Annotated in this window: 14 protein-coding genes; 7 read left to right on the top strand and 7 right to left on the bottom strand. The window is 74.8% G+C overall.

All coding sequences use genetic code 11. The features are described 5' to 3' along the window. Positions 1-36: 36 nt before the first annotated feature. The 3 genes from CRP39_RS13625 to CRP39_RS13615 all read right to left on the bottom strand — a co-directional run bounded on the left by CRP39_RS13625 (position 37) and on the right by CRP39_RS13615 (position 2,549). Entirely contained in the window at positions 37-1,692 is a 1,656-nt protein-coding gene (locus CRP39_RS13625) for an AMP-binding protein (protein ID WP_097206901.1), read from the bottom strand. Beyond that, positions 1,689-1,907: a hypothetical protein gene (locus tag CRP39_RS13620; protein WP_097206900.1), complete on the bottom strand. Its 219-nt coding sequence runs from the start codon at positions 1,905-1,907 to the stop codon at positions 1,689-1,691. Before CRP39_RS13620 ends, CRP39_RS13625 begins: the two co-directional genes overlap by 4 nt. Before the next feature lie 114 nt (positions 1,908-2,021). Then, positions 2,022-2,549: a hypothetical protein gene (locus tag CRP39_RS13615; protein WP_097206899.1), complete on the bottom strand. Its 528-nt coding sequence runs from the start codon at positions 2,547-2,549 to the stop codon at positions 2,022-2,024. Between the two features lie 70 nt (positions 2,550-2,619). On the opposite strand from CRP39_RS13615, the gene CRP39_RS13610 reads away from it, so the two are divergent. Then, complete coding sequence (locus CRP39_RS13610; RefSeq protein ID WP_097206898.1) at positions 2,620-4,878, top strand: helicase C-terminal domain-containing protein; 2,259 nt, start codon at positions 2,620-2,622, stop codon at positions 4,876-4,878. Between the two features lie 53 nt (positions 4,879-4,931). Continuing rightward, positions 4,932-6,218, top strand: coding sequence for a class I SAM-dependent methyltransferase (locus tag CRP39_RS13605; RefSeq protein WP_097206897.1), 1,287 nt, complete (start codon positions 4,932-4,934; stop codon positions 6,216-6,218). 14 nt (positions 6,219-6,232) lie between these two features. Here CRP39_RS13605 and CRP39_RS13600 read toward each other — a convergent pair whose 3' ends face one another. Continuing rightward, positions 6,233-7,009, bottom strand: coding sequence for an IclR family transcriptional regulator (locus tag CRP39_RS13600; protein ID WP_216359730.1), 777 nt, complete (start codon positions 7,007-7,009; stop codon positions 6,233-6,235). A 151-nt stretch (positions 7,010-7,160) separates the two neighbouring features. Here CRP39_RS13600 and CRP39_RS13595 point away from each other — a divergent pair, with 151 nt between their 5' ends. The 5 genes from CRP39_RS13595 to CRP39_RS13575 all read left to right on the top strand — a co-directional run bounded on the left by CRP39_RS13595 (position 7,161) and on the right by CRP39_RS13575 (position 14,337). After that, positions 7,161-8,309: a cupin domain-containing protein gene (locus tag CRP39_RS13595; protein ID WP_097206895.1), complete on the top strand. Its 1,149-nt coding sequence runs from the start codon at positions 7,161-7,163 to the stop codon at positions 8,307-8,309. Next, positions 8,306-9,163, top strand: coding sequence for a fumarylacetoacetate hydrolase family protein (locus CRP39_RS13590; protein ID WP_097206894.1), 858 nt, complete (start codon positions 8,306-8,308; stop codon positions 9,161-9,163). The genes CRP39_RS13595 and CRP39_RS13590 overlap by 4 nt, the downstream gene beginning before the upstream one ends. After that, the gene (locus CRP39_RS13585) at positions 9,160-10,395 is read left to right on the top strand and encodes an FAD-dependent oxidoreductase (protein ID WP_097206893.1); all 1,236 of its coding nucleotides are present in this window, start codon (positions 9,160-9,162) and stop codon (positions 10,393-10,395) included. The genes CRP39_RS13590 and CRP39_RS13585 overlap by 4 nt, the downstream gene beginning before the upstream one ends. Positions 10,396-10,513: 118 nt before the next feature. Beyond that, entirely contained in the window at positions 10,514-12,199 is a 1,686-nt protein-coding gene (locus CRP39_RS13580; RefSeq protein WP_097206892.1) for a DNA repair helicase XPB, read from the top strand. A gap of 350 nt (positions 12,200-12,549) precedes the next feature. Beyond that, positions 12,550-14,337, top strand: a complete 1,788-nt coding sequence (locus tag CRP39_RS13575; protein ID WP_097207040.1) for a DEAD/DEAH box helicase — start codon at positions 12,550-12,552, stop codon at positions 14,335-14,337. A 69-nt stretch (positions 14,338-14,406) separates the two neighbouring features. Here the strand turns inward: CRP39_RS13575 and CRP39_RS28055 are convergent, their stop codons facing one another. The 3 genes from CRP39_RS28055 to CRP39_RS13565 all read right to left on the bottom strand — a co-directional run bounded on the left by CRP39_RS28055 (position 14,407) and on the right by CRP39_RS13565 (position 19,052). Then, positions 14,407-17,391, bottom strand: coding sequence for an ATP-binding protein (locus CRP39_RS28055; RefSeq protein ID WP_097206891.1), 2,985 nt, complete (start codon positions 17,389-17,391; stop codon positions 14,407-14,409). A 107-nt stretch (positions 17,392-17,498) separates the two neighbouring features. Next, complete coding sequence (locus tag CRP39_RS28050) at positions 17,499-17,630, bottom strand: hypothetical protein (protein ID WP_260179597.1); 132 nt, start codon at positions 17,628-17,630, stop codon at positions 17,499-17,501. A gap of 117 nt (positions 17,631-17,747) precedes the next feature. Next, the gene (locus CRP39_RS13565; RefSeq protein WP_097206890.1) at positions 17,748-19,052 is read right to left on the bottom strand and encodes an MFS transporter; all 1,305 of its coding nucleotides are present in this window, start codon (positions 19,050-19,052) and stop codon (positions 17,748-17,750) included. Between the last annotated feature and the right edge of the window lie 135 nt (positions 19,053-19,187).

The raw sequence follows: 19,187 nt of genomic DNA, 5'->3' as shown, positions 1-19,187 counted from the left end.
TCGGTTTCCGTGGAAACCGACAGGAACGGGCGGCCGTCAGGCGTTCTTGACGGCGGCGGCGGACTGCAGGCCGAGCTCCTCGACCGAGACCTGGCGCATCTCGATCTTGCGGATCTTGCCGGTGACCGTCATCGGGAAGGCGTCGACGATCTTCACGTAGCGCGGGATCTTGTAGTGGGCGAGCTTGCCTGTGCAGAACTCCCGCAACGCCTCCACCGTCAGCGGCGGCGCGCCCTCCCGCAGCCGCACCCAGGCCATGAGCTCCTCCCCGAACCGCTCGTCGGGGACACCGATGACCTGGGCATCGAGGACGTCGGGGTGGGTGTAGAGGAACTCCTCGACCTCGCGCGGGTACACGTTCTCCCCGCCGCGGATCACCATGTCCTTGATCCGGCCGACGATGTTGAGGTAGCCGTCGGCGTCCATGACGGCGAGGTCGCCGGTGTGCATCCAGCGGGCGGCGTCGATGACCTCGGCGGTCTTCTCCGGCTCCTGCCAGTACCCGAGCATCACCGAGTAGCCGCGGGTGCAGAACTCCCCGGGCGTCCCGCGGGGCACGGTCAGCCCGGTGCCGGGGTCGACCACCTTCACCTCCAGGTGCGGGTGCACCCGGCCGACGGTGGAGGTGCGCCGGTCGAGGTCGTCGTCGGCGCCGGTCTGGGTGGAGACCGGTGAGGTCTCGGTCATGCCGTAGCAGATGGTCACCTCGGTCATGCCCATCTCGGCGACCACCCGCTTCATCACCTCGACCGGGCACGGGGAGCCGGCCATGATGCCGGTCCGCAGGCTGGACAGGTCGTAGCTGCCGAAGTCGGGCAGGGCCAGCTCGGCGATGAACATCGTGGGGACGCCGTACAGCGAGGTGCACCGCTCCTCCTGCACCGCCCGCAGCGTCAGCGCCGGGTCGAAGCCGGGTGCGGGGATGACCATCGTCGCGCCGTGCGAGGTGGCCGCGAGGTTGCCCATGCCCATGCCGAAGCAGTGGTAGTAGGGCACCGGGATGCAGATCCGGTCGGCGTCGGTGTAGCCGCAGCCCTCGCCCACGAAGAACCCGTTGTTGAGCAGGTTGTGGTGGGTGAGCGTGGCGCCCTTGGGGAAGCCCGTCGTCCCGGAGGTGTACTGGATGTTGATCGGGTCGTCGGCCGACAGCTGCGTCTCCCGCTCGGCGAGCAGCCCGCGGTCCCCGGCCCGGCCGGTGGCCACCAGCCGCTCCCACTCCGCGGACCCCAGGAAGACCACCTCCCGCAGGTCGGGGCACTGCCCGCGGACCTCGCCGACCATCGCCCGGTAGTCGCTGGTCTTGAACTCCGGTGCGCTCACCAGCACCGAGATGCCGGCCTGCTGCAGCACGTAGCCCAGCTCGTGGGTGCGGTAGGCCGGGTTGATGTTGACCAGGATCGCGCCGAGCTTGGCGGTGGCGTACTGGACGAACGCCCACTCCGCGCAGTTGGGCGCCCAGATGCCGACGCGGTCGCCCTTGGCCACGCCCAGGGCGTCCAGGCCGAGGGCGACCGCGTCGACCTCCGCGACGAACTGCGGATAGGTGAACCGGCGACCCGTGGCGCACTCGACCAGCGCCTCGTGGTCGCCCACCCGCGCCGCCGTCCGGTCGAGGTTGGCCCCGATGGTGTCGCCGAGCAGGGGGACGGTCGACGTCCCGCTGCTGTAGGACGGCAGCGCGGGCGTCGTCACCGCTCGCCGGCCATCAGCCCGGCCCGGTTGGGCTTGTCGGTCGGGTGCGCGTACCGGAGGCGGCTGGGCGGCAGCGGGAACTGGTGGTCCTCCCCGAAGGGGTTGAGCGGCCCGGCCGGCTCGGCGGTGAACTCCGTCAGCGGCGGGCCGCCGCTGTCGGACTGACCCCAGGTGGGCTCCACCAGGTGCGCGTGCTTGGTCTTCCGCTTGGCCATGTCGCCGTTCGCCTCCGTTGCCGTCTGGTGCGTGCACCGCGCGGTGCACGCGTCGCTGGACATCTTCTCGGACGGGGTACCCAGAACGCACGCACTACGCCACCCGCGGGTGCCTCAGCGGCTCCGCACCACCCGGGCGCCGTAGACCGTGGGCACCCCGTCGGCGGTGAGCACCCACTCCCGGGGGCCCACCGGCGCGGCCCGGACCACCGCGTCGTGCAGCTGCTGGACCGCCCGCGTGCGCCACACGGTGGTGCTCTCCAGGCGCAGCCGCACCGGCTCGGCGAGCGGATCGGTCTCGTCGTAGCCCTCCGGCTCGAAGGCGAGCACCGCCGGGCCGGCGATCCGCAGGACCCCGGTCTGCCACGGCACCGCCTGCAGCGCCCGCCGCCAGCGGCGGTGCCGCAGCAGCGCCCCGCCCCCGGCGATGGCGCCGACGGTGCCGGCGATGACCAGCACGACCACGACGAGGCCGACGCCGGGGATCCCCCGGCCCGCGTCCGCGGCGATCGTCACCGCCGCGGCGCCGAGCAGCACCCCGAGGACGACGGCGATGCCACCGCCGACCAGCCACCGCAGTGCCCCGGCCTGGTAGCCGGTCAACGCGCTGCTGGTCTGCGGGTCCTCGGCTGCCGGGTGCACGCGGCCATGCTGGCGCAGCGACCGTGGACGCGGCCGCACCGGGTGGTGCGGCCGACGTAACGTTGACCGGATGTCTGCCGACCGCCCGGCCACGCTGGCCGCCTGGCTGCGCACCCGCAACGACGAACAGCTCGGCGCCCTGCTGGCCGCCCGCCCCGACGTCGCCCGGCCGGCGCCGTCCGACGTCGTGGCCCTGGCCAGCCGGCTGGCGGTCCCGGTGTCGGTGGACCGCGCGCTCGACGAGCTGGACGCCGCGACCCTGCAGGTGCTCGACGTGGTCCTGCTCACCGGCACCGACGGCGTGGACGCCGCGGACCTGCCCGCCGCACTGCCCGAGGTGCCCGACGACGTGCTCGCGGCCGCCCTGGACCGGCTGGCGACGCGGGCGCTCCTGTGGGGCGACGACGTCCTGCACGCCCCGGACCCGGTGCGCCGGGCGGTCCGCTACCCGGCCGGGCTGGGCCGGCGCGCGAGCGAGCTGCGGCTGGCGCTGCCGCCGGACCTGCCCCGGGCGGTCGGCGAGCTGACCGCCGACGAGCGCGGGGTCCTCGAGCGGCTGGCCGGCGACCGCCCGGTCGGCCACCTCCCGGACAGCGCCGGCAACGGCGCCTCCCCCGCCCGCCGGCTGGTGCAGCAGGGCCTGCTGGCCCGGATCGACGCGCTGAACGTGGAGCTGCCGCGGGAGATCGGGCTGCTGCTGCGCGGCGACCGCCCCTACGGCGCCCCGCGCGTGCGCCCGGAGCCGGCCGTCGTCACCCGGGACCCGGCCGTGGCTGACCGCCAGGCCGCCGGCGCGGCGATGGAGACGGTGGGCCGGATCGGCGAGCTGCTCACCCTCCTGGAGGAGGAGCCCGCGGGGCTGCTGCGCAGCGGCGGGGTCGCCGTCCGCGACCAGAAGCGACTGGCGCGGGCCCTGCACGTGTCCGAGCCCGAGGCCGGCTGGCTGCTGGAGCTGGCGCACGTCGCCGGCCTGCTCGACGTCGGGGGGCCGCACCGCGACGAGTGGCTGCCCACCCGCGCCTACGACCTGTGGCGTGAGCAGGACCTCCCCGACCGGTGGGCCACGCTGGCCGGCGGCTGGCTGGACGCCGTCCGGTTGCCCTCGCTGGCCGGGCAGCGCGACCTCAACGGCAAGGCGGTCAACGCGCTGTCCCCCGACCTGGTCCGGCACACCGCACCGGCGATCCGCCGCTCGGCACTGACGGCGCTGGCCGAGTACCCGCGGGGCAGTGGCGTGGCCCCCGACGACCTCGTGGCGCTGCTGCGCTGGCGCACCCCGCGGCGGGCCGACCGGCTCGCGCCGGTCCCCGACGTGCTGACCGAGGCGACCCGGCTCGGGGTGCTGGTGGGCGGGGTGCTGTCCACCGGTGGCCGCGGTCTGCTGGCCGACGGGGAGGACGGCGCGGCCGACGGCATGCGGGGGCTGCTGCCGGAGCCGGTCGACCACGTGCTGGCCCAGCCCGACCTCTCGCTGGTCGCGCCGGGCCCCCTGGTCGCCGAGCTCGCCGACACCCTGGCCGTCGTCGCCGACGTGGAGTCCTCCGGCGGGGCGACGGTGTTCCGGGTGTCGGAGGCCAGCGTCCGCCGGGCCCTGGACTCCGGCTGGTCGGCCACCGACCTGCACGAGTTCCTCGCCCGCGCCTCGCGCACCCCGGTCCCGCAGGCGCTGGACTACCTGGTCGACGACGTGGCCCGGCAGCACGGCCGGCTGCGGGTGGGGGCCATCGAGAGCTACGTGCGCTCGGACGACCACGGGCTGCTCTCCCAGGTCCTCAACGACCGGCGGACGGCCGGCGCCGAACTGCGCCGGCTGGCACCCGGCGTGCTGGTCAGCGGGCTGGGCGCCGACGAGGTGCTCACCGTGCTGCGCGAGGCGGGCTACGCCCCGGCCGGGGAGTCCCCGGGCGGCACCGTCCTCACCCGACCCCCGGCCCGGCCGCGCGCCGCCGGTCGCCGCCCCGGGACCGCGACCGCGTCCGTGCCGCGGCCGCTCACCGACGAGGAGCTGGCCGCCACCGTGCGGGAGATCCGCGCCGGGGACGCGGCGCTGGCCGCCCGTCGCGGCGAGGCGGTGCGCCAGGTCCCCGGGGTCACGACCGCCGGCACGCTGGAGCTGCTGTCCCGCGCCGTCCGGGAGGGCGTGCCGGTGTGGCTGGGTTACGTCGACGCGCAGGGCAGCGGCAGCCAGCGCGTGGTGCAGCCGGTCTCCCTGGCCGGCGGGTTCCTGCAGGGGTACGACGAGCGGCGCGGCGAGAGCCGGAGCTTCGCCGTCCACCGGATCACCTCGGTGGCGCTGGTCGAGGACGAGGAGCCCGCCGCGTCGTCGTGACCTGCGCGGGAACCGCTTGATCATCGGGCGGCCGGCGGCCACCCTGGCTGGCCATGGGGAGCGAGGAGAGCACCGCCACCACCCTGGTCACGGCGCTGCGGGGCGTCCTGGGGGTCGGGGAACTGCCGGTCCGGCTCCGTACCTGGGACGGCTCGGTGGCCGGGCCCGAGGGGGCACCCGTGGTCGCCGTCCGGTCGCGCCGGGCGCTGCGGCGGCTGGCCTGGTCGCCGGGCGAGCTGGGGCTGGGCCGCGCCTACGTCGCCGGTGAGCTCGACATGGAGGGCGACGTCTTCGCCACCCTGGAGGCCCTGACCTCCGCCGGGCGGCTGGCCTCCCGCCACGCATCCCCCGCCGCGACCGTGCGCGAGCGGCTCGACCTGCTCCGCGCCGCCGCCCGGCTGGGTGCCCTCGGCCCGGCGCCGGCGCCGCCGCCGGAGGAGGTGCGGCTGCGCCGGTTCGGCCGCCGGCACACCCGCGCCCGGGACGCCGCCGCGATCACCCACCACTACGACATCAGCAACGACTTCTACCGGCTGGTGCTGGGCCCGACGATGGTCTACTCCTGCGCGGTGTGGGAGTCCCCCGCCACCGGCCTGGACGCCGCCCAGGAGGCCAAGCTCGACCTGGTCTGCCGCAAGCTCGGGCTCACCCCGGGAACGCGGCTGCTCGACGTCGGCTGCGGCTGGGGCAGCCTCGCGCTGCACGCCGCCGGGCAGTACGGGGCCTCCGTGGTCGGGGTCACCCTCTCCCCGGCGCAGGCCGAGCTCGCCCGCGCGCGGGTGGCCGACTCCGGGCTCGGCGACCGGGTCGAGATCCGCGTCCAGGACTACCGCGACGTGACCGACGGGCCCTTCGACGCGATCAGCTCCATCGGCATGGCCGAGCACGTCGGCGCCGGGGGCATGCCGGGGTACGTCCGCGCCCTCCACGACCTGCTGCGCCCGGGTGGCCGGCTGCTCAACCACGCCATCGCCGGGAACGACGAGGCGACCACCGACCGGGACCCCGACACCTTCATCACCCGGTTCGTCTTCCCCGACGGGGAGCTGCAGAGCCTCGCCGGCACCGTCACGGCCCTGGAGTCCGGCGGCCTGGAGGTGCTCGACGTCGAGGCCCTGCGCCGGCACTACGCGCTGACGCTGCGCGCCTGGGTCGAGCGGCTGGAGAAGCACTGGGACGCCGCCGTCGGGACCAGCACCGAGGGCCGCGCCCGGGTCTGGCGGCTGTACATGGCGGCCTGCGCGCTGGCGTTCGAGCGCGGCCTGATGGGCGTCAACCAGGTGCTGGTGCGGCGTCCCGGTGGCGACGAGGCGCCGCTGCGGCTGCGCGACTGGCGCTGACCCGGCTCCCGTCGTCAGGCGCCGCGGGCGAGCGCCCGCACCAGGTCCTGCTCGATGTCCCGTGCGGTGAGGGCCAGCGCGGCGACCAGGTGCGGCAGCTTCTCCTCGGAGAACCGGACCGTGGGCAGGGACACCGAGATGGCGGCCTCGGCCCGGCCGCCGTCGGGTCGCAGCGCCCGCCCGATCGCGGTGAGGCCGGTCTCGGTACGCCCGGCGTTGATGGCGAACCCGCGTTCGCGGACCGTCCGGAGCTCCCGGCGCAGGGCGGCCACGTCCGGCCGCTCCCCGGGACGATCGGCCCACTTCTCCTCGGCGTAGAAGGCGTCGAGCTGCTCCTCGGGCAGGTCGGCGAGCATGAGCTTGCCGCCGGAGGTCAGGTGGGCGGGGAACACCATGCCCTCGCGGTCGCCCACGCGCAGGGCCTGCTTGCACTCCACCGACCCGATGAACCGCACGTGGTCCCCGGCCAGGATCTGCAGGTTCGCCGTCTCCCCGACCCGCTCCACCAGCGCCTCCAGGTGCGGGAGGCCGAGGGTGCGGAGGAGCGCGGTCCGGGACTGGGAGTGGGCGCCGAGGGAGAGGACCGGGCCGGCGACGTAGCGCCGGTCACCGTCCTGCGCGGCGAAGTCGCGGTAGACCAGCATCGCCAGCAGCCGGTGGGCGGTGGAGCGGGCCACCCCCAGCCGCTCGGCCGCCTCGCTGACGCTGAGGGAGCCCTCCACCTGGAGCGCCGTCGCCAGCTGCAGGGCGTGGTCGACGCTGGCGATCGCGTAGGACGGACGGTTCTTCACATCAGAATTGTATGGGCGTGCTGCAGAACACAGGGGCACTCTCGACGGTGACGCCCACCCGTGCGGAGACCCGCGCCGCCGCGCGGCGGGTCCCCGGCCTGGATCGAGGCCCCTGTCCACCGGACAACGCCGTATCGGAGGAATGCCCGCCATGACCCAGCAACTCACCTCCCCGGTCTCGCTGACCGCGGTCGACGCCCCCGGCCAGCCGGCCCCCTCGCCCGCGCTCGAGGAGCTGTACCGCGGCTTCGAGAAGGAGCTGCTCGTCCCGCTGTGGACCGAGATCGGCGACCTCATGCCGGCGCACCCGCGGTCCAAGGCCGTTCCGCACGTGTGGCGGTGGCAGAACCTGCTGGAGCTGGCCGACCGCGCCGGCTCGCTGGTCCCGGTCGGGCGCGGGGGTGAGCGCCGCGCCATCGCGCTGGCCAACCCCTCCCTCGGCGGCAAGCCGTACGCCACCCCGACCCTGTGGGCCGCGATCCAGTACCTGATGCCGGGCGAGGACGCCCCCGAGCACCGGCACACGCAGAACGCCTTCCGCTTCGTCGTCGAGGGCGAGGGCGTGTGGACCGTCGTCGGCCGCGATCCGGTCCCGATGAACCGCGGCGACTTCCTCCCGCAGGCCGGGTGGAACTGGCACGCCCACCACAACGCCGCCGAGAAGCCGATGGCCTGGATCGACGGCCTCGACATCCCGTTCCAGTACGCGACGGAGTCGCAGTTCTTCGAGTTCGGCCGCGAGCAGATCAGCGACGCCGAGCACACCACCCCCGAGCGGTCCCGCTCGCAGCGGCTGTGGGGCCACCCCGGCCTGCGCCCGGTGTCCGCACCCGGCGCGACGGTCGGCACCCCGCTGCTGAACTACCGCTGGGTCGACACCGACGCCGCGCTGACCGACCAGCTGGAGCTCGAGGCCGAGGGTCACGCCGGCACCGTCGAGCCCGGGCACGCCGCCGTCCGCTACACCAACCCGACCACCGGCGGCGACGTGCTGCCGACCATCCGCGCGGAGATGCACCGCGTGCGCAGCGGGGCCGAGACCGCGCCCCGCCGCGAGGCCGGCTCCTCGGTGTTCCAGGTCTTCGACGGCACCGGCACGGTCACCGTCGGGGAGGTCTCCTGGCGGGTCGAGCGCGGCGACCTGTTCGTCGTCCCGTCGTGGGAGCCGCTGTCGGTGCGCTCGGAGGCCTCGCCGTCGGACTCCGACTCCGGCGCGCTGGACCTGTTCCGGTTCAGCGACACCCCGATCTTCGAGGCACTGCACCTGGACCGCGTCTCCGTGGGAGGAACCGACCGATGAAGCTGGCCACCATCCGCACCCTGGAGGGCCGCACCCGCGCCGTCCGGGTCGACGACGACCACCTCGTCGACCTCGGCGCCGCCGACCTCGGCGAGTTCCTGGCCACCTCCGGCTGGGAGGAGCGCGCCGCGGCCGCCACCGGGCACGTGGCCGAGGTCCGCGGCGCCGCCTACGCCCCCGTCGTCCCCCGGCCGGGCAAGGTCGTCTGCGTCGGGCTGAACTACCGCAACCACATCCTCGAGATGGGCCGGGATCTCCCCGAGTACCCGACGCTGTTCTCCAAGTACGCCGACACCCTCGTCGGCGCGAACGACGACATCGTCAAGCCCCCGGAGACCGACGAGTTCGACTGGGAGTGCGAGCTCGCCGTCGTCATCGGCGCCCCGGTCCGCCGGGCGAGGGGCGTCGAGGCCGAGAGGGCCATCGCCGGCTTCGCGGTGCTCAACGACATCACCTGCCGCGACTGGCAGTTCCGCACCCGCGAGTGGCTGCAGGGCAAGAACTGGGAGGCCACCACCCCGCTGGGCCCCTACCTCGTCACCCCCGACGAGCTGCCCGGCGGCGTGCGGCCCACGCTGGAGGTCAGCACCCGGATCGACGGCGAGACCGTGCAGAAGGACACCACCGGTGACCTGCTCTTCGACCCGGTCGCCCTGGTCGAGTACGTCTCCACCATGATCACGCTCCGCCCCGGCGACGTCATCGCCACCGGCACCCCCGGCGGGGTCGGGCACGCCCGCAAGCCCGCCCGCTACCTGTCCGCCGGGCAGGTCGTGACCACCGAGATCGCCGGCCTCGGCCGCTGCGAGAACACCGTGGTCGACGACCTCACCGCCGCGGAGGTCTCCTCGTGAGCGACGTCGACGTCCTGGTCGTCGGCGGCGGCATCGGCGGCCTGGCCAACGCCCTGGCGCTGACCCAGAAGGGGCTGCGGGTGCGCGTGCTCGAGCGCGCGCCGGAGTTCGGCGAGGTCGGCGCGGGGTTGCAGATCGCCCCGAACTGCACGCGGATCCTCGAGTCCTGGGGCCTGCTCGAGGAGGTGCTGAGCCTCGGAGTGCGGCCGGAGAACCTCGTCATGAAGGACGCCGTCGACGGCACGGTGCTCACCCGCCTGGACCTCTCCGACGCGCGGGAGCGCTACGGCTCGCCGTACGTCGTCATCCACCGCAGCGACCTGCACGGCACCCTGCTGCGAGCCTGCCGCCGCGCCGGCGTCGACCTGGTCAACAACGTGGCGGTGACCGCCTACGAGCACGTGGACGACGGCGTCGCCGTCGTCCACCAGGGGGGCCGCGAGGTCGCCCCCGTCGTCCTCGCCGCCGACGGCCTGTACTCGGTGGCCCGGCCGCTGATCAGCGACGACGAGCCGGTCAGCTCGGCCTACGTGGCCTACCGCGGGGCGATCCCCGCCGAGCAGGTCGCCTCGATGGACGTCTCGATGTCCGACGTCGTGGTCTACGTCGGGCCGCACTGCCACTTCGTGCAGTACCCGCTGCGTCAGGGTGAGATGTTCAACCAGGTGGCGGTGTTCCGGTCGCCCAAGGCGCTCGCCGGCCAGGAGGACTGGGGCACCCCCGACGAGCTCGACGCGGCGTTCACCGACACCTGCGACCAGGTCCGGGCGGGCCTGCCGCTGATGTGGCGCGACCGCTGGTGGCGGATGTTCGACCGCGAGCCGATCATGAACTGGGTCCAGGGGCGCCTCGCACTGACCGGGGACGCCGCCCACCCGCCGCTGCAGTACCTGGCGCAGGGGGCGGTCATGGCCATCGAGGACGCGTGGGTCCTGTCCGAGCACGTCGGGGCGCAGCTGGCCGCCGGCGGCCTGGACTGGGACGCCGCGCTGGCGGCCTACAACGCGGTGCGCCCGGAGCACTGCCGGCGGGTGCTCACCACCGCCCGCGCGTGGGGCGAGCTGTGGCACCTCACCGACGGCCCGCGCGAGGCGCGCAACGAGCTGCTGCGGCACCGCGACGTGCACGACTACTCCTTCGTCGACTGGCTGTACGGGCCGACCGCCCTGACGCCGGACCAGGAGCCGCCGATGTTCACTCCACAGCCGCTGGAGCAGCCGGCCCGCACCTGACGCCGTCGCGACGGGAAGGTCCTGTCGGCGGCCGCGGTTATCTTTGGGCGGTGGTCTCGTGACCCCGTCCCCTGCTGACCGCGCCCGTCGGCAGGACGCCTGCTGCCGGAAGGTGCCCGTGGACTCCGGACCCCTCATCGTCCAGTCGGACAAGACCCTGCTGCTCGAGGTCGACCACCCCCTGGCCCGCGACTGCCGCGCGGCGATCGCCCCGTTCGCCGAACTGGAGCGCTCACCCGAGCACGTGCACACCTACCGGGTGACGCCGCTCGCGCTGTGGAACGCCCGCGCCGCCGGCCACGACGCCGAGCAGGTCGTCGACGCGCTGGTGCGCTACTCGCGGTACCCCGTGCCGCACGCGCTGCTGGTCGACGTCGCCGACACCATGGACCGCTTCGGCCGGCTGACGCTGGCCAACAACCCGGTGCACGGGCTGGTGCTCACCACCTCCGACCGCGCGGTGCTCGAGGAGGTCATCCGCAGCAAGCGGGTGGCCCCCATGCTCGGCGCCCGGATCGACGGGGACTCCGTCGTCGTCCACCCGTCGGAGCGCGGGCGGCTCAAGCAGGCGCTGCTCAAGGTCGGCTGGCCGGCCGAGGACCTCGCCGGCTACGTCGACGGCCAGGCCCACCCGATCGACCTCGACCAGAGCGGCTGGCACCTGCGCGACTACCAGCAGGAGGCCGTGGACGGATTCTGGGCCGGCGGCTCGGGCGTCGTCGTCCTGCCCTGCGGGGCCGGCAAGACGCTGGTCGGCGCCGCGGCCATGGCCGAGGCCAAGGCGACCACGCTGATCCTGGTGACCAACACCGTCGCCGGGCGGCAGTGGAAGCGGGAGCTGATCGCGCGCACCACGCTCACCGAGGACGAGATCGGTGAGTACTCCGGGGAGCGCAAGGAGATCCGGCCGGTCACCATCGCGACCTACCAGGTGATCACCACCCGCCGGAAGGGCGAGTACCGGCACCTGGACCTCTTCGACGCGCAGGACTGGGGCCTGATCGTCTACGACGAGGTGCACCTGCTGCCCGCGCCGATCTTCCGGCTGACCGCCGACCTGCAGTCCCGCCGCCGGCTCGGCCTGACCGCCACGCTGGTCCGGGAGGACGGCCAGGAGGACGACGTCTTCTCCCTCATCGGCCCGAAGCGCTACGACGCCCCGTGGCGCGACATCGAGGCGCAGGGGTACATCGCGCCCGCCGAGTGCATCGAGGTCCGGGTGTCCCTCGACGACGAGGAGCGGATGACCTACGCGGTCGCCGAGCCCGAGGAGCGCTACCGGATCGCGGCGACGGCGCAGTCCAAGCTGCCGGTCATCCGGCGGGTGCTCGACCGCCACCCCGAGGAGCAGAAGCTCGTCATCGGCGCCTACCTCGACCAGCTCGAGGAGCTCGGCCAGGCCCTCGACGCGCCGGTCATCCAGGGGTCGACGACCAACAAGGAGCGCGAGCGGCTGTTCGACGCGTTCCGGTCCGGCGAGCTGAAGACCCTCGTCGTCTCCAAGGTCGCCAACTTCTCCATCGACCTGCCCGAGGCCGCCGTCGCCGTCCAGGTGTCGGGCACCTTCGGCTCGCGGCAGGAGGAGGCCCAGCGCCTCGGCCGGGTGCTGCGGCCCAAGGCCGACGGTCGGCAGGCGCACTTCTACACGGTGGTCAGCCGCGACACCCTCGACAGCGAGTACGCCGCCCACCGGCAGCGGTTCCTCGCCGAGCAGGGCTACGCGTACACGATCGTCGACGCCGACGACCTGGCCGGCCCCGGTGAGGTCAACGGCCCCGACTGGGTCGACGAGCCCGCCGACTGAGACCCCGGTCACGCGACCTGCGGGAGCACCAGGCGCCGATCGGTCCGCACGAGGACCGCGACGAGGACGCTGCCGGTTCCTCGACCCGACGCACGTTCCTGCGTCCAGCATTCGTGGCACGTGCCGGGGGTCCCGCCTCGCGCTCGCGGGTCGCCTGGGAACGCCGTGACCGGCGGGGCGTGACGTGCCGGTCCGGCGCGGGCATGACGCTTCCCACACCCGGCGCGACGTGGGGACGTCAGCCCAGGTCAGCGACGTGTGCACGCCCGCCATACGTCGGCGGCGGGGCGGCGCGCGGGAGGTGCCCGGTTGGGCGTGTCGGCCCCGCCCCCGCGAAGATGGCTCCCGACATGGCGAGTGCAGCACGAGCGGAGGCCGTAGGCCCGCAGACGACCAGCCGACCGCTCCGGGCGTGGCAGCAGGCCGCCCTCGACAGGTACGAGGAGGACTCGCCCAAGGACTTCCTGGTCACCGCGACCCCGGGCGCGGGCAAGACGACCTTCGCCCTCACCCTCGCCGCGCGCCGGCTCTCCCGCCGCGAGGTCGCCCGGGTCATCGTCGTCTGCCCGACCGACCACCTGCGGCTGCAGTGGGCCGAGGCCGCCGACCGGATGGGCATCGTCCTCGACCCGAACCTCACCAACGCCGTCGGCCCGGTCCGCGCCGGCACCCAGGGCTACGTGACGACCTACGCGCAGGTCGCGGGCAAGCCGATGCTGCACGCCGCCCGCGCGACCGCGGTCAAGACGCTGGTCATCCTGGACGAGGTGCACCACGCCGGCGACGGCCTGTCCTGGGGCGAGGCGGTCGAGGAGGCCTACGGGCGTGCCGCCCGCCGGCTGTGCCTGACCGGGACGCCGTTCCGCACCAAGCCCGACGAGCGCATCCCCTTCGTCCGCTACGAGGAGGACTCCTTCGAGGGCGACGACGGCGAGGGCGGCATCGGCCTGGTCAGCCGCGCCGACTACACCTACGGCTACAAGGAGGCACTGGCCGACAACGTCGTCCGCCCGGTCGTCTTCGCCGCCTACACCGGCACCTCGCGCTGGCGGAACTCCGCCGGCGAGGTGGTCGCCGCCTCGCTGTCGGAGGCCGGCACCCGCTCGGTGGAGATGCAGGCCTGGCGCACGGCACTGGACCCCAAGGGCCAGTGGGTGCCGCACGTCATCGCCGCCATGGACGACCGCATCACGCACCTGCGCGAGAACGGCATGCCCGACGCCGCCGGCCTGGTGCTCGCCAGCGACCAGGACGACGCCCGCGCCTACGCGAAGATCGTCCGGCGGGTCACCGGCAAGGCGGCCGAGGTCATCCTCTCCGACGATCCCAAGGCGTCGAAGAAGATCGAGCGGTTCGCCACCGGGTCGGCGCGGATCGCCGTCTGCGTCCGGATGATCTCCGAGGGCGTCGACGTCCCGCGGGCCGCCGTCCTCGCCTGGATGACCTCCTACCGGACGCCGCTGTTCTTCGCCCAGGCCGTCGGCCGCGTGGTCCGCTCCCGGGCACCGCACGAGTCGGCGACGGTGTTCCTGCCCGCCGTCCGACCGCTGCTGACCCTCGCCGCGTCGATGGAGGAGCAGCGCAACCACGTCATGCCCCCGCCGAAGACGGTGCAGGGCGACGAGCTGGACCTGGAACCGCTGCCGCCCAAGGAGAAGGACCCGAACACGGTCAAGCAGTGGGAGGCGCTGGAGGCCGACGCCCGCTTCGCCCACGTCCTGCACGGTGGGACGGCGCACACCGGTGAGGGCCGCCCCCCGGTCGTGCAGCCCGAGGACGAGGACTTCCTCGGCATCCCCGGCCTGCTCACCGCCGAGCAGACCGCCGAGCTGCTGGCCAAGCGGGACGACGAACTGCGGCTGCGGATCGCGCAGCGGGCCCACTCCGAGGACGACGACGCCGGGCTCTTCCCCGTCGAGGACCACCCCGACGAGGACGACACCGGCCGCTCCTGGCGGGACGCCGCCGAGCTGCGCCGCGAGATCAACCGCCTGGTCAGCCGGGTGGCCGCCCGCACGGCGCAGCCGCACGCGGTGGTGCACACCCAGCTGCGCCAGTCGGTGCCCGGCCCGCCGTCGGCCTCCGCCTCGGTGGACGTCCTGCGCGCCCGCCGCGAACGCCTCCGCACGATGCTCTGACACCGCCGGTGGTCGATCATCGGCGTCAGGCTGGTCGGCGCGCCGCTGCGGACAGCCACCTGCCGATGATCACCGCGGGGCGGGCAGCAGGCCGCGGGCGGCGGCGAGGGCCACGGCCTCGGTGCGGCTCCCCGCGCCGAGCTTGGCCAGGATGTTGCTGACGTGCACGCTCGCCGTCTTCTCGCTGATGTAGAGCTCGCCGCCGATCTGCCGGTTGGTCCGGCCCCGGGCCAGCAGCCGCAGCACCTCGCTCTCCCGCGGGGTGAACACCGCACCGCCCTCGACGACGCGCCGCGCCCCCGGCAGGTCCAGCGGCAGCCGCCCGCGCCGGGCCAGCACGACGACGGCCGCGCGCAGCGGGGCCGCTCCGAGCCGCGCGGCCACCTCCCCCGCTGCGCGCACCTCCGCGGCGGCCCCGTCGCGGTCGCCGGTCGCCAGCAGCGCCTCGGCCAGCCGGACCCGCGACCGCGCCTGCTCGTAGACGTGCCCGTACCCGAACGCGTCGACGGCGGTCCGCCACAGCTCCGGCGCGACCCGCCCCGCCAGCCGCGCGGCCTCCGCCTCGACCCGGGCCCGCCAGGCGGCGGCCTCCACGCCGTACCCGCCGATCGCCTGCACGTGGTCCTCGACCGCTGAGCGGGCCTGCGCGGCCAGCTCCTCACCGGCGGCTCCCCACCGCTGCACCGCCGCGTCGTCGCCGGCTCCCCGGGCGGCCGCCGCGGCGTCCGCGACCGGGGCGAGCGCCGTCGCCACCAGGCGCACCACCGCCAGCCGGTCGTAGTTCCAGTACGCGTGCACCTGCTGCACCGCGGCGCGGGCCCGCTCCACGGCGGTCCCGGCGTCCCCGGCCCAGGCGGCCAGGTCGATCTCGGCGCCGGCGGTGGCCAGCAGCAGCAGGACGTGGGCGTCCAGCCGGGCGGCCAGCCCCCGCGCCCAGGCCACCCGCTCGGCGGCGGCCGGGTCCCCGCGGCCGACCTGCACCAGCAGCCCGACCGCGCGCACGTGCGCGGCCATGTCGGGCACCCGCACCAGCTCCTCGGCCAGCCCGAGGCTGCCGTCCCAGTCGCCGGACACGTAGCGGACGACCACCCCGAGGTGCCGTAGCTCGGCGGGGTAGAAGGCCCACTCCATCCCGAGCTCGCGGGCGCGGGCCAGCCCGGCCTCGACCCAGCGGAGGGCCCCCGCCAGGTCGCCGTCCTCGTACGGCACGACGGCGAGGTTGAACAGCACCCGCAGCTCGACGTCGGTGTCACCCGACCGGCGGGCCCGCGCCAGCGCCTCCTCCAGCCGGGCCTGCACCGCGACGCGGTCCCCGAAGCCGCGGACCCGCGCCAGGGAGACGGCGGTGTCGGCCCAGGCGCTGTCCAGGCCGAGCGCGTCGGCGGCCGCGAGCGCCTCGTCGGCGGCGGCGTCGCCCTCGGCCCACCGGCTCACGTCGTAGCTGGTGCGCGCGTGGGTGGCCGCCGCCCACGTGCGGACGACCGACGGCGGCTGCGCCGGCACGAGGGCCATCGCCCGGGTGCTCTCGCGGTGCGCGGCGGCCTGGTCCTCGATCCGTCCCAGCGCCTGGGCGAGGGTGGAGTGCACGCCCGCCCGCACGACCGGGTCGCCGTCCTCCCCCAGCAGCCGGAGCGCCTCGCGCAGCAGGGCCACCGCCCGGTGCAGCTCCCCGCCCCGCCGGGCCGCCGCGGCGGTGTCCAGGAGCAGCGTGGTGTGGTCCCGGCAGGCCCGCTCGGCCGCGTCGGGCACCGCCGGCCACAACGCGAGCGCCGCCTCCAGGTGCTGCAGTTGCTCGGCCGGCGCGCCCGCCCGGCCGGCCTCGACGGCGGCGTCGAGGGAGGCGGACAACGCCCGCGGCAGGTCGTTGCTGCCCCGGGCGTGGTGGGCCAGCTCGGCGGCGGTGCCCGCACCGGGGGTGGCGGTGAGGTGGCCGGCGACCGCGGCGTGCAGCCGCACCCGTTCCCCCGGCAGCAGGTCGGCGAGGACGGCCTCGCGCAGCAGCGCGTGGCGGAAGCGGTAGCGGCCGCCGACGGAGACCACCAGCAGGTGGTGGTGCACCGCGTCGGCGAGCGCGGCCTCCAGCTCCGCCGGCGCGAGCCCGCTGACCGCGGCCACGAGGTCGTGCCGGACCTCCCGCCCGGCCACGGCGGCCACCCGCAGCACGCGCTGGGTGGCCTCGTCCAGCTGCTCCACCCGTGCCAGCAGCACGTCGGTGAGCGCCAGCGGCAACGTCTCCCCCGCCAGGCCGGCGGCCGTCAGCTCCTCGGCGTAGAAGGCGTTGCCCTCGGCCCGCGCGACGACGTCGTCCACCGTCTTCTCGGGGACGCCGTCGGCCAGCCCGCGCACCAGCTCCCCGACGGCGGCGTCGGGCAGCGGCTCCAGCTCCAGCCGGTCCACCCCGGGCAGCCGCACCAGCTCGGCCAGCAGCGGGCGCAGCGGGTGACGGCGGTGCAGGTCGTCGGCGCGGTAGGAGACGACCAGCGCGACCGGTTCCTCGGCGAGGCGGGCCAGCAGGTAACGCAGCAGGTCGCGGCTGGAGCGGTCGGCCCAGTGCACGTCCTCGAGCACGAGGAGCAGGGGCGTGCTCACGGCCAGCTCGGTGAGCAGGGCGGCGACCCCCTCGAACAGCTGCAGCCGGCCGTCGTCCAACAGGGGGCGGGGCTCCCGGCGCGGCAGCGGCCGGCCGAGGTCGGCGGGCGCACCACCCGGCTGCTCCGGCACGGCGACCGGCGCGCGCCCCGACAGCAGCCCGGCCAGCGCCGGCTGCCCGGCGGCGGCCAGCGGCTCACCGGTCACCGGGCGCAGCAGGTCCACGAACGGCAGGTAGGGCAGGCCGACGTCGCCGAGGTCGACGCAGTGGCCGACGAGGACCCGCACCCCCCGCTCGGTGGCGCGGACGGCCAGCTCGTCGAGCAGCCGCGTCTTGCCGACGCCGGCGTCTCCGGCCAGCAGCACCGCGCAGGAACGGCCCTCGAGGGCACGGCCGACCGCGGCCAGCAGCCGGGACAGCTCCTCGGCGCGGCCCACCATCGGTCGGTCGTCCCACTGCGGCACGCCCTGGATCGTGGCAGAAGGACCCTCCTGCCCCCCACCACTCGCAGGCTCGCGGCGGGCCCCTGCAGGAGGGCCGTCGCGAGGGGTGGGGAGGACCGGGTGCTCGGTCAGTGCGCCGCCGGCCGGCGGCGGCGCAGCCACGGGCCGCGCCGGGTGCGCGTCCCGCGGCCGATCTGCCGCAGCACCTCGCGGCGGTAGGCCAGCTCGGCCTCGAGGCCGGGGTTCGGGTAGGTCGCCATCACCGTCTCCTGTCGTCGTCCGTTCCGACGACGTCGACGGTCGTGCTGAGGTGCGGCGCCGGGCATCGGGTGGTCGGGCAGTCCTGCGCGCCCGACCGCGGCCTGAGGCCCCTCAGGTCACTTCAGCTCGGTGCCCTTGGTCTCCGTGAGGGTGAGGATGACGGCGAACGCGAACGCCGCGGCGATCGCCACGTACCAGAAGAACCACAGCGGGTGGCCGGCCTCGGACAGCGCGGTGATGACCAGCGGCGCCGTGCCGCCGAACAGGGCGACCGTGAGGTTGTACCAGGCCCCGATGCCGGTGGCCCGCAGCTCGGTGGGGAACAGCTCGCTCATGATCGCCGGCGCGATGGACGCGAGGAGCGCGTACAGCCCGAGCCCGACGCAGAAGACGACGATCAGCGAGAACAGGTTGTCCTGCACCAGGAACGACAGCGGCACGATGAGCACCGCGTACCCGCCGGACCAGACGAGCATCTGTGGCTTGCGCCCGAACCGGTCCGACAGGGCCCCGAACGGGTAGCACAGCGCCACGAACAGGGCCGTGCCGATCGAGAGCGCGAGGAAGACGTCGTTGTCGTCGGCGTCCCGGAACGAGATCGCGAACGGCGTCAGGGCGCTGAAGAACGTGTAGTACGACAGGGTCGACAGCAGCGTGAACGAGCACAGCTGGATGACGGCCTTCGGGTGGTGCTTGATCGTCTGCAGCAGCGGGTGCTTGGTCGCCCGCGCCTTCTCCGCGCTCTCCTCGAACTGCTCGGTCTCGACCAGCGACCGGCGCAGCCACATGCCGATCAGGCCGAGCAGGCCGCCGATGAAGAACGCGATCCGCCAGCCGTAGTCCTGCAGCTGCTGCTCGTCGAGGACCCGCGTCAGCAGGACGCCGAGCAGTGAGGCGAGCAGCAGCGCCGAGCCGGTCGAGATGTAGAAGAACGACGAGTACCGGCCCCGATGCGCCGGCGGCGCGATCTCACCGAGGTAGGCCGACGCGTTGGAGACCTCTCCGCCCAGCGACATGCCCTGGGCGATGCGCGCGAGCAGCAGCAGGACCGGCGCCAGCCAGCCCACCTGCTCGTACGTCGGCAGGATCGCGATGACCATCGAGCCGCCGGCCATCAACAGGATGGTCAGCAGCATCCCGGCCTTGCGACCGCGCAGGTCGGCGAACCGGCCGAGGAGGATGCCGCCCAGCGGCCGGAAGAAGAAGGCCAGGGCGTACGTCGACGTCGCCCCGATCAGGGCCAGCGCCTCGTTCTCGGAGGGGAAGAACTGGCCGGCGAAGTAGACGACGAAGGTCGCGTAGACCGTCCAGTCGAACCACTCGACGGCGTTGCCGATGCTGGCCGAGACGAGGGTCTTGACCGGCAACCGGTGTCGCTCGTCGACGGTCGTGCCGCTCCCGTGCTGGGCCGTGCCGGCCATGGGGACTCCCGGGGGTCTCGCGCGGTCTGGATGGCGTCAGTCACGGTAAGCGGGGCGCGCGCGGGTGGCACGTCGAACGCGACAGCCCCCGTCCACGGAGGACGGGGGCTGTCGGGGTCGAGGTCCGGACCGGAT

It is taken from the genome of Geodermatophilus sabuli, assembly GCF_900215145.1.
GTDB lineage: Bacteria > Actinomycetota > Actinomycetes > Mycobacteriales > Geodermatophilaceae > Geodermatophilus > Geodermatophilus sabuli.
Note: the sequence above shows the minus strand (reverse complement) of the source record. Positions and strands in the feature narration are given on the sequence as shown.

Coding starts and splice junctions, on each gene's coding strand:
- CRP39_RS13575 (WP_097207040.1), top strand. CDS start 12,550: ATGGCGAGTGCAGCACGAGCGGAGGCCGTAGGCCCGCAGACGACCAGC.
- CRP39_RS13595 (WP_097206895.1), top strand. CDS start 7,161: ATGACCCAGCAACTCACCTCCCCGGTCTCGCTGACCGCGGTCGACGCC.
- CRP39_RS13565 (WP_097206890.1), bottom strand. CDS start 19,052: ATGGCCGGCACGGCCCAGCACGGGAGCGGCACGACCGTCGACGAGCGA.
- CRP39_RS13590 (WP_097206894.1), top strand. CDS start 8,306: ATGAAGCTGGCCACCATCCGCACCCTGGAGGGCCGCACCCGCGCCGTC.
- CRP39_RS13620 (WP_097206900.1), bottom strand. CDS start 1,907: ATGGCCAAGCGGAAGACCAAGCACGCGCACCTGGTGGAGCCCACCTGG.
- CRP39_RS13610 (WP_097206898.1), top strand. CDS start 2,620: ATGTCTGCCGACCGCCCGGCCACGCTGGCCGCCTGGCTGCGCACCCGC.
- CRP39_RS28050 (WP_260179597.1), bottom strand. CDS start 17,630: ATGGCGACCTACCCGAACCCCGGCCTCGAGGCCGAGCTGGCCTACCGC.
- CRP39_RS13605 (WP_097206897.1), top strand. CDS start 4,932: ATGGGGAGCGAGGAGAGCACCGCCACCACCCTGGTCACGGCGCTGCGG.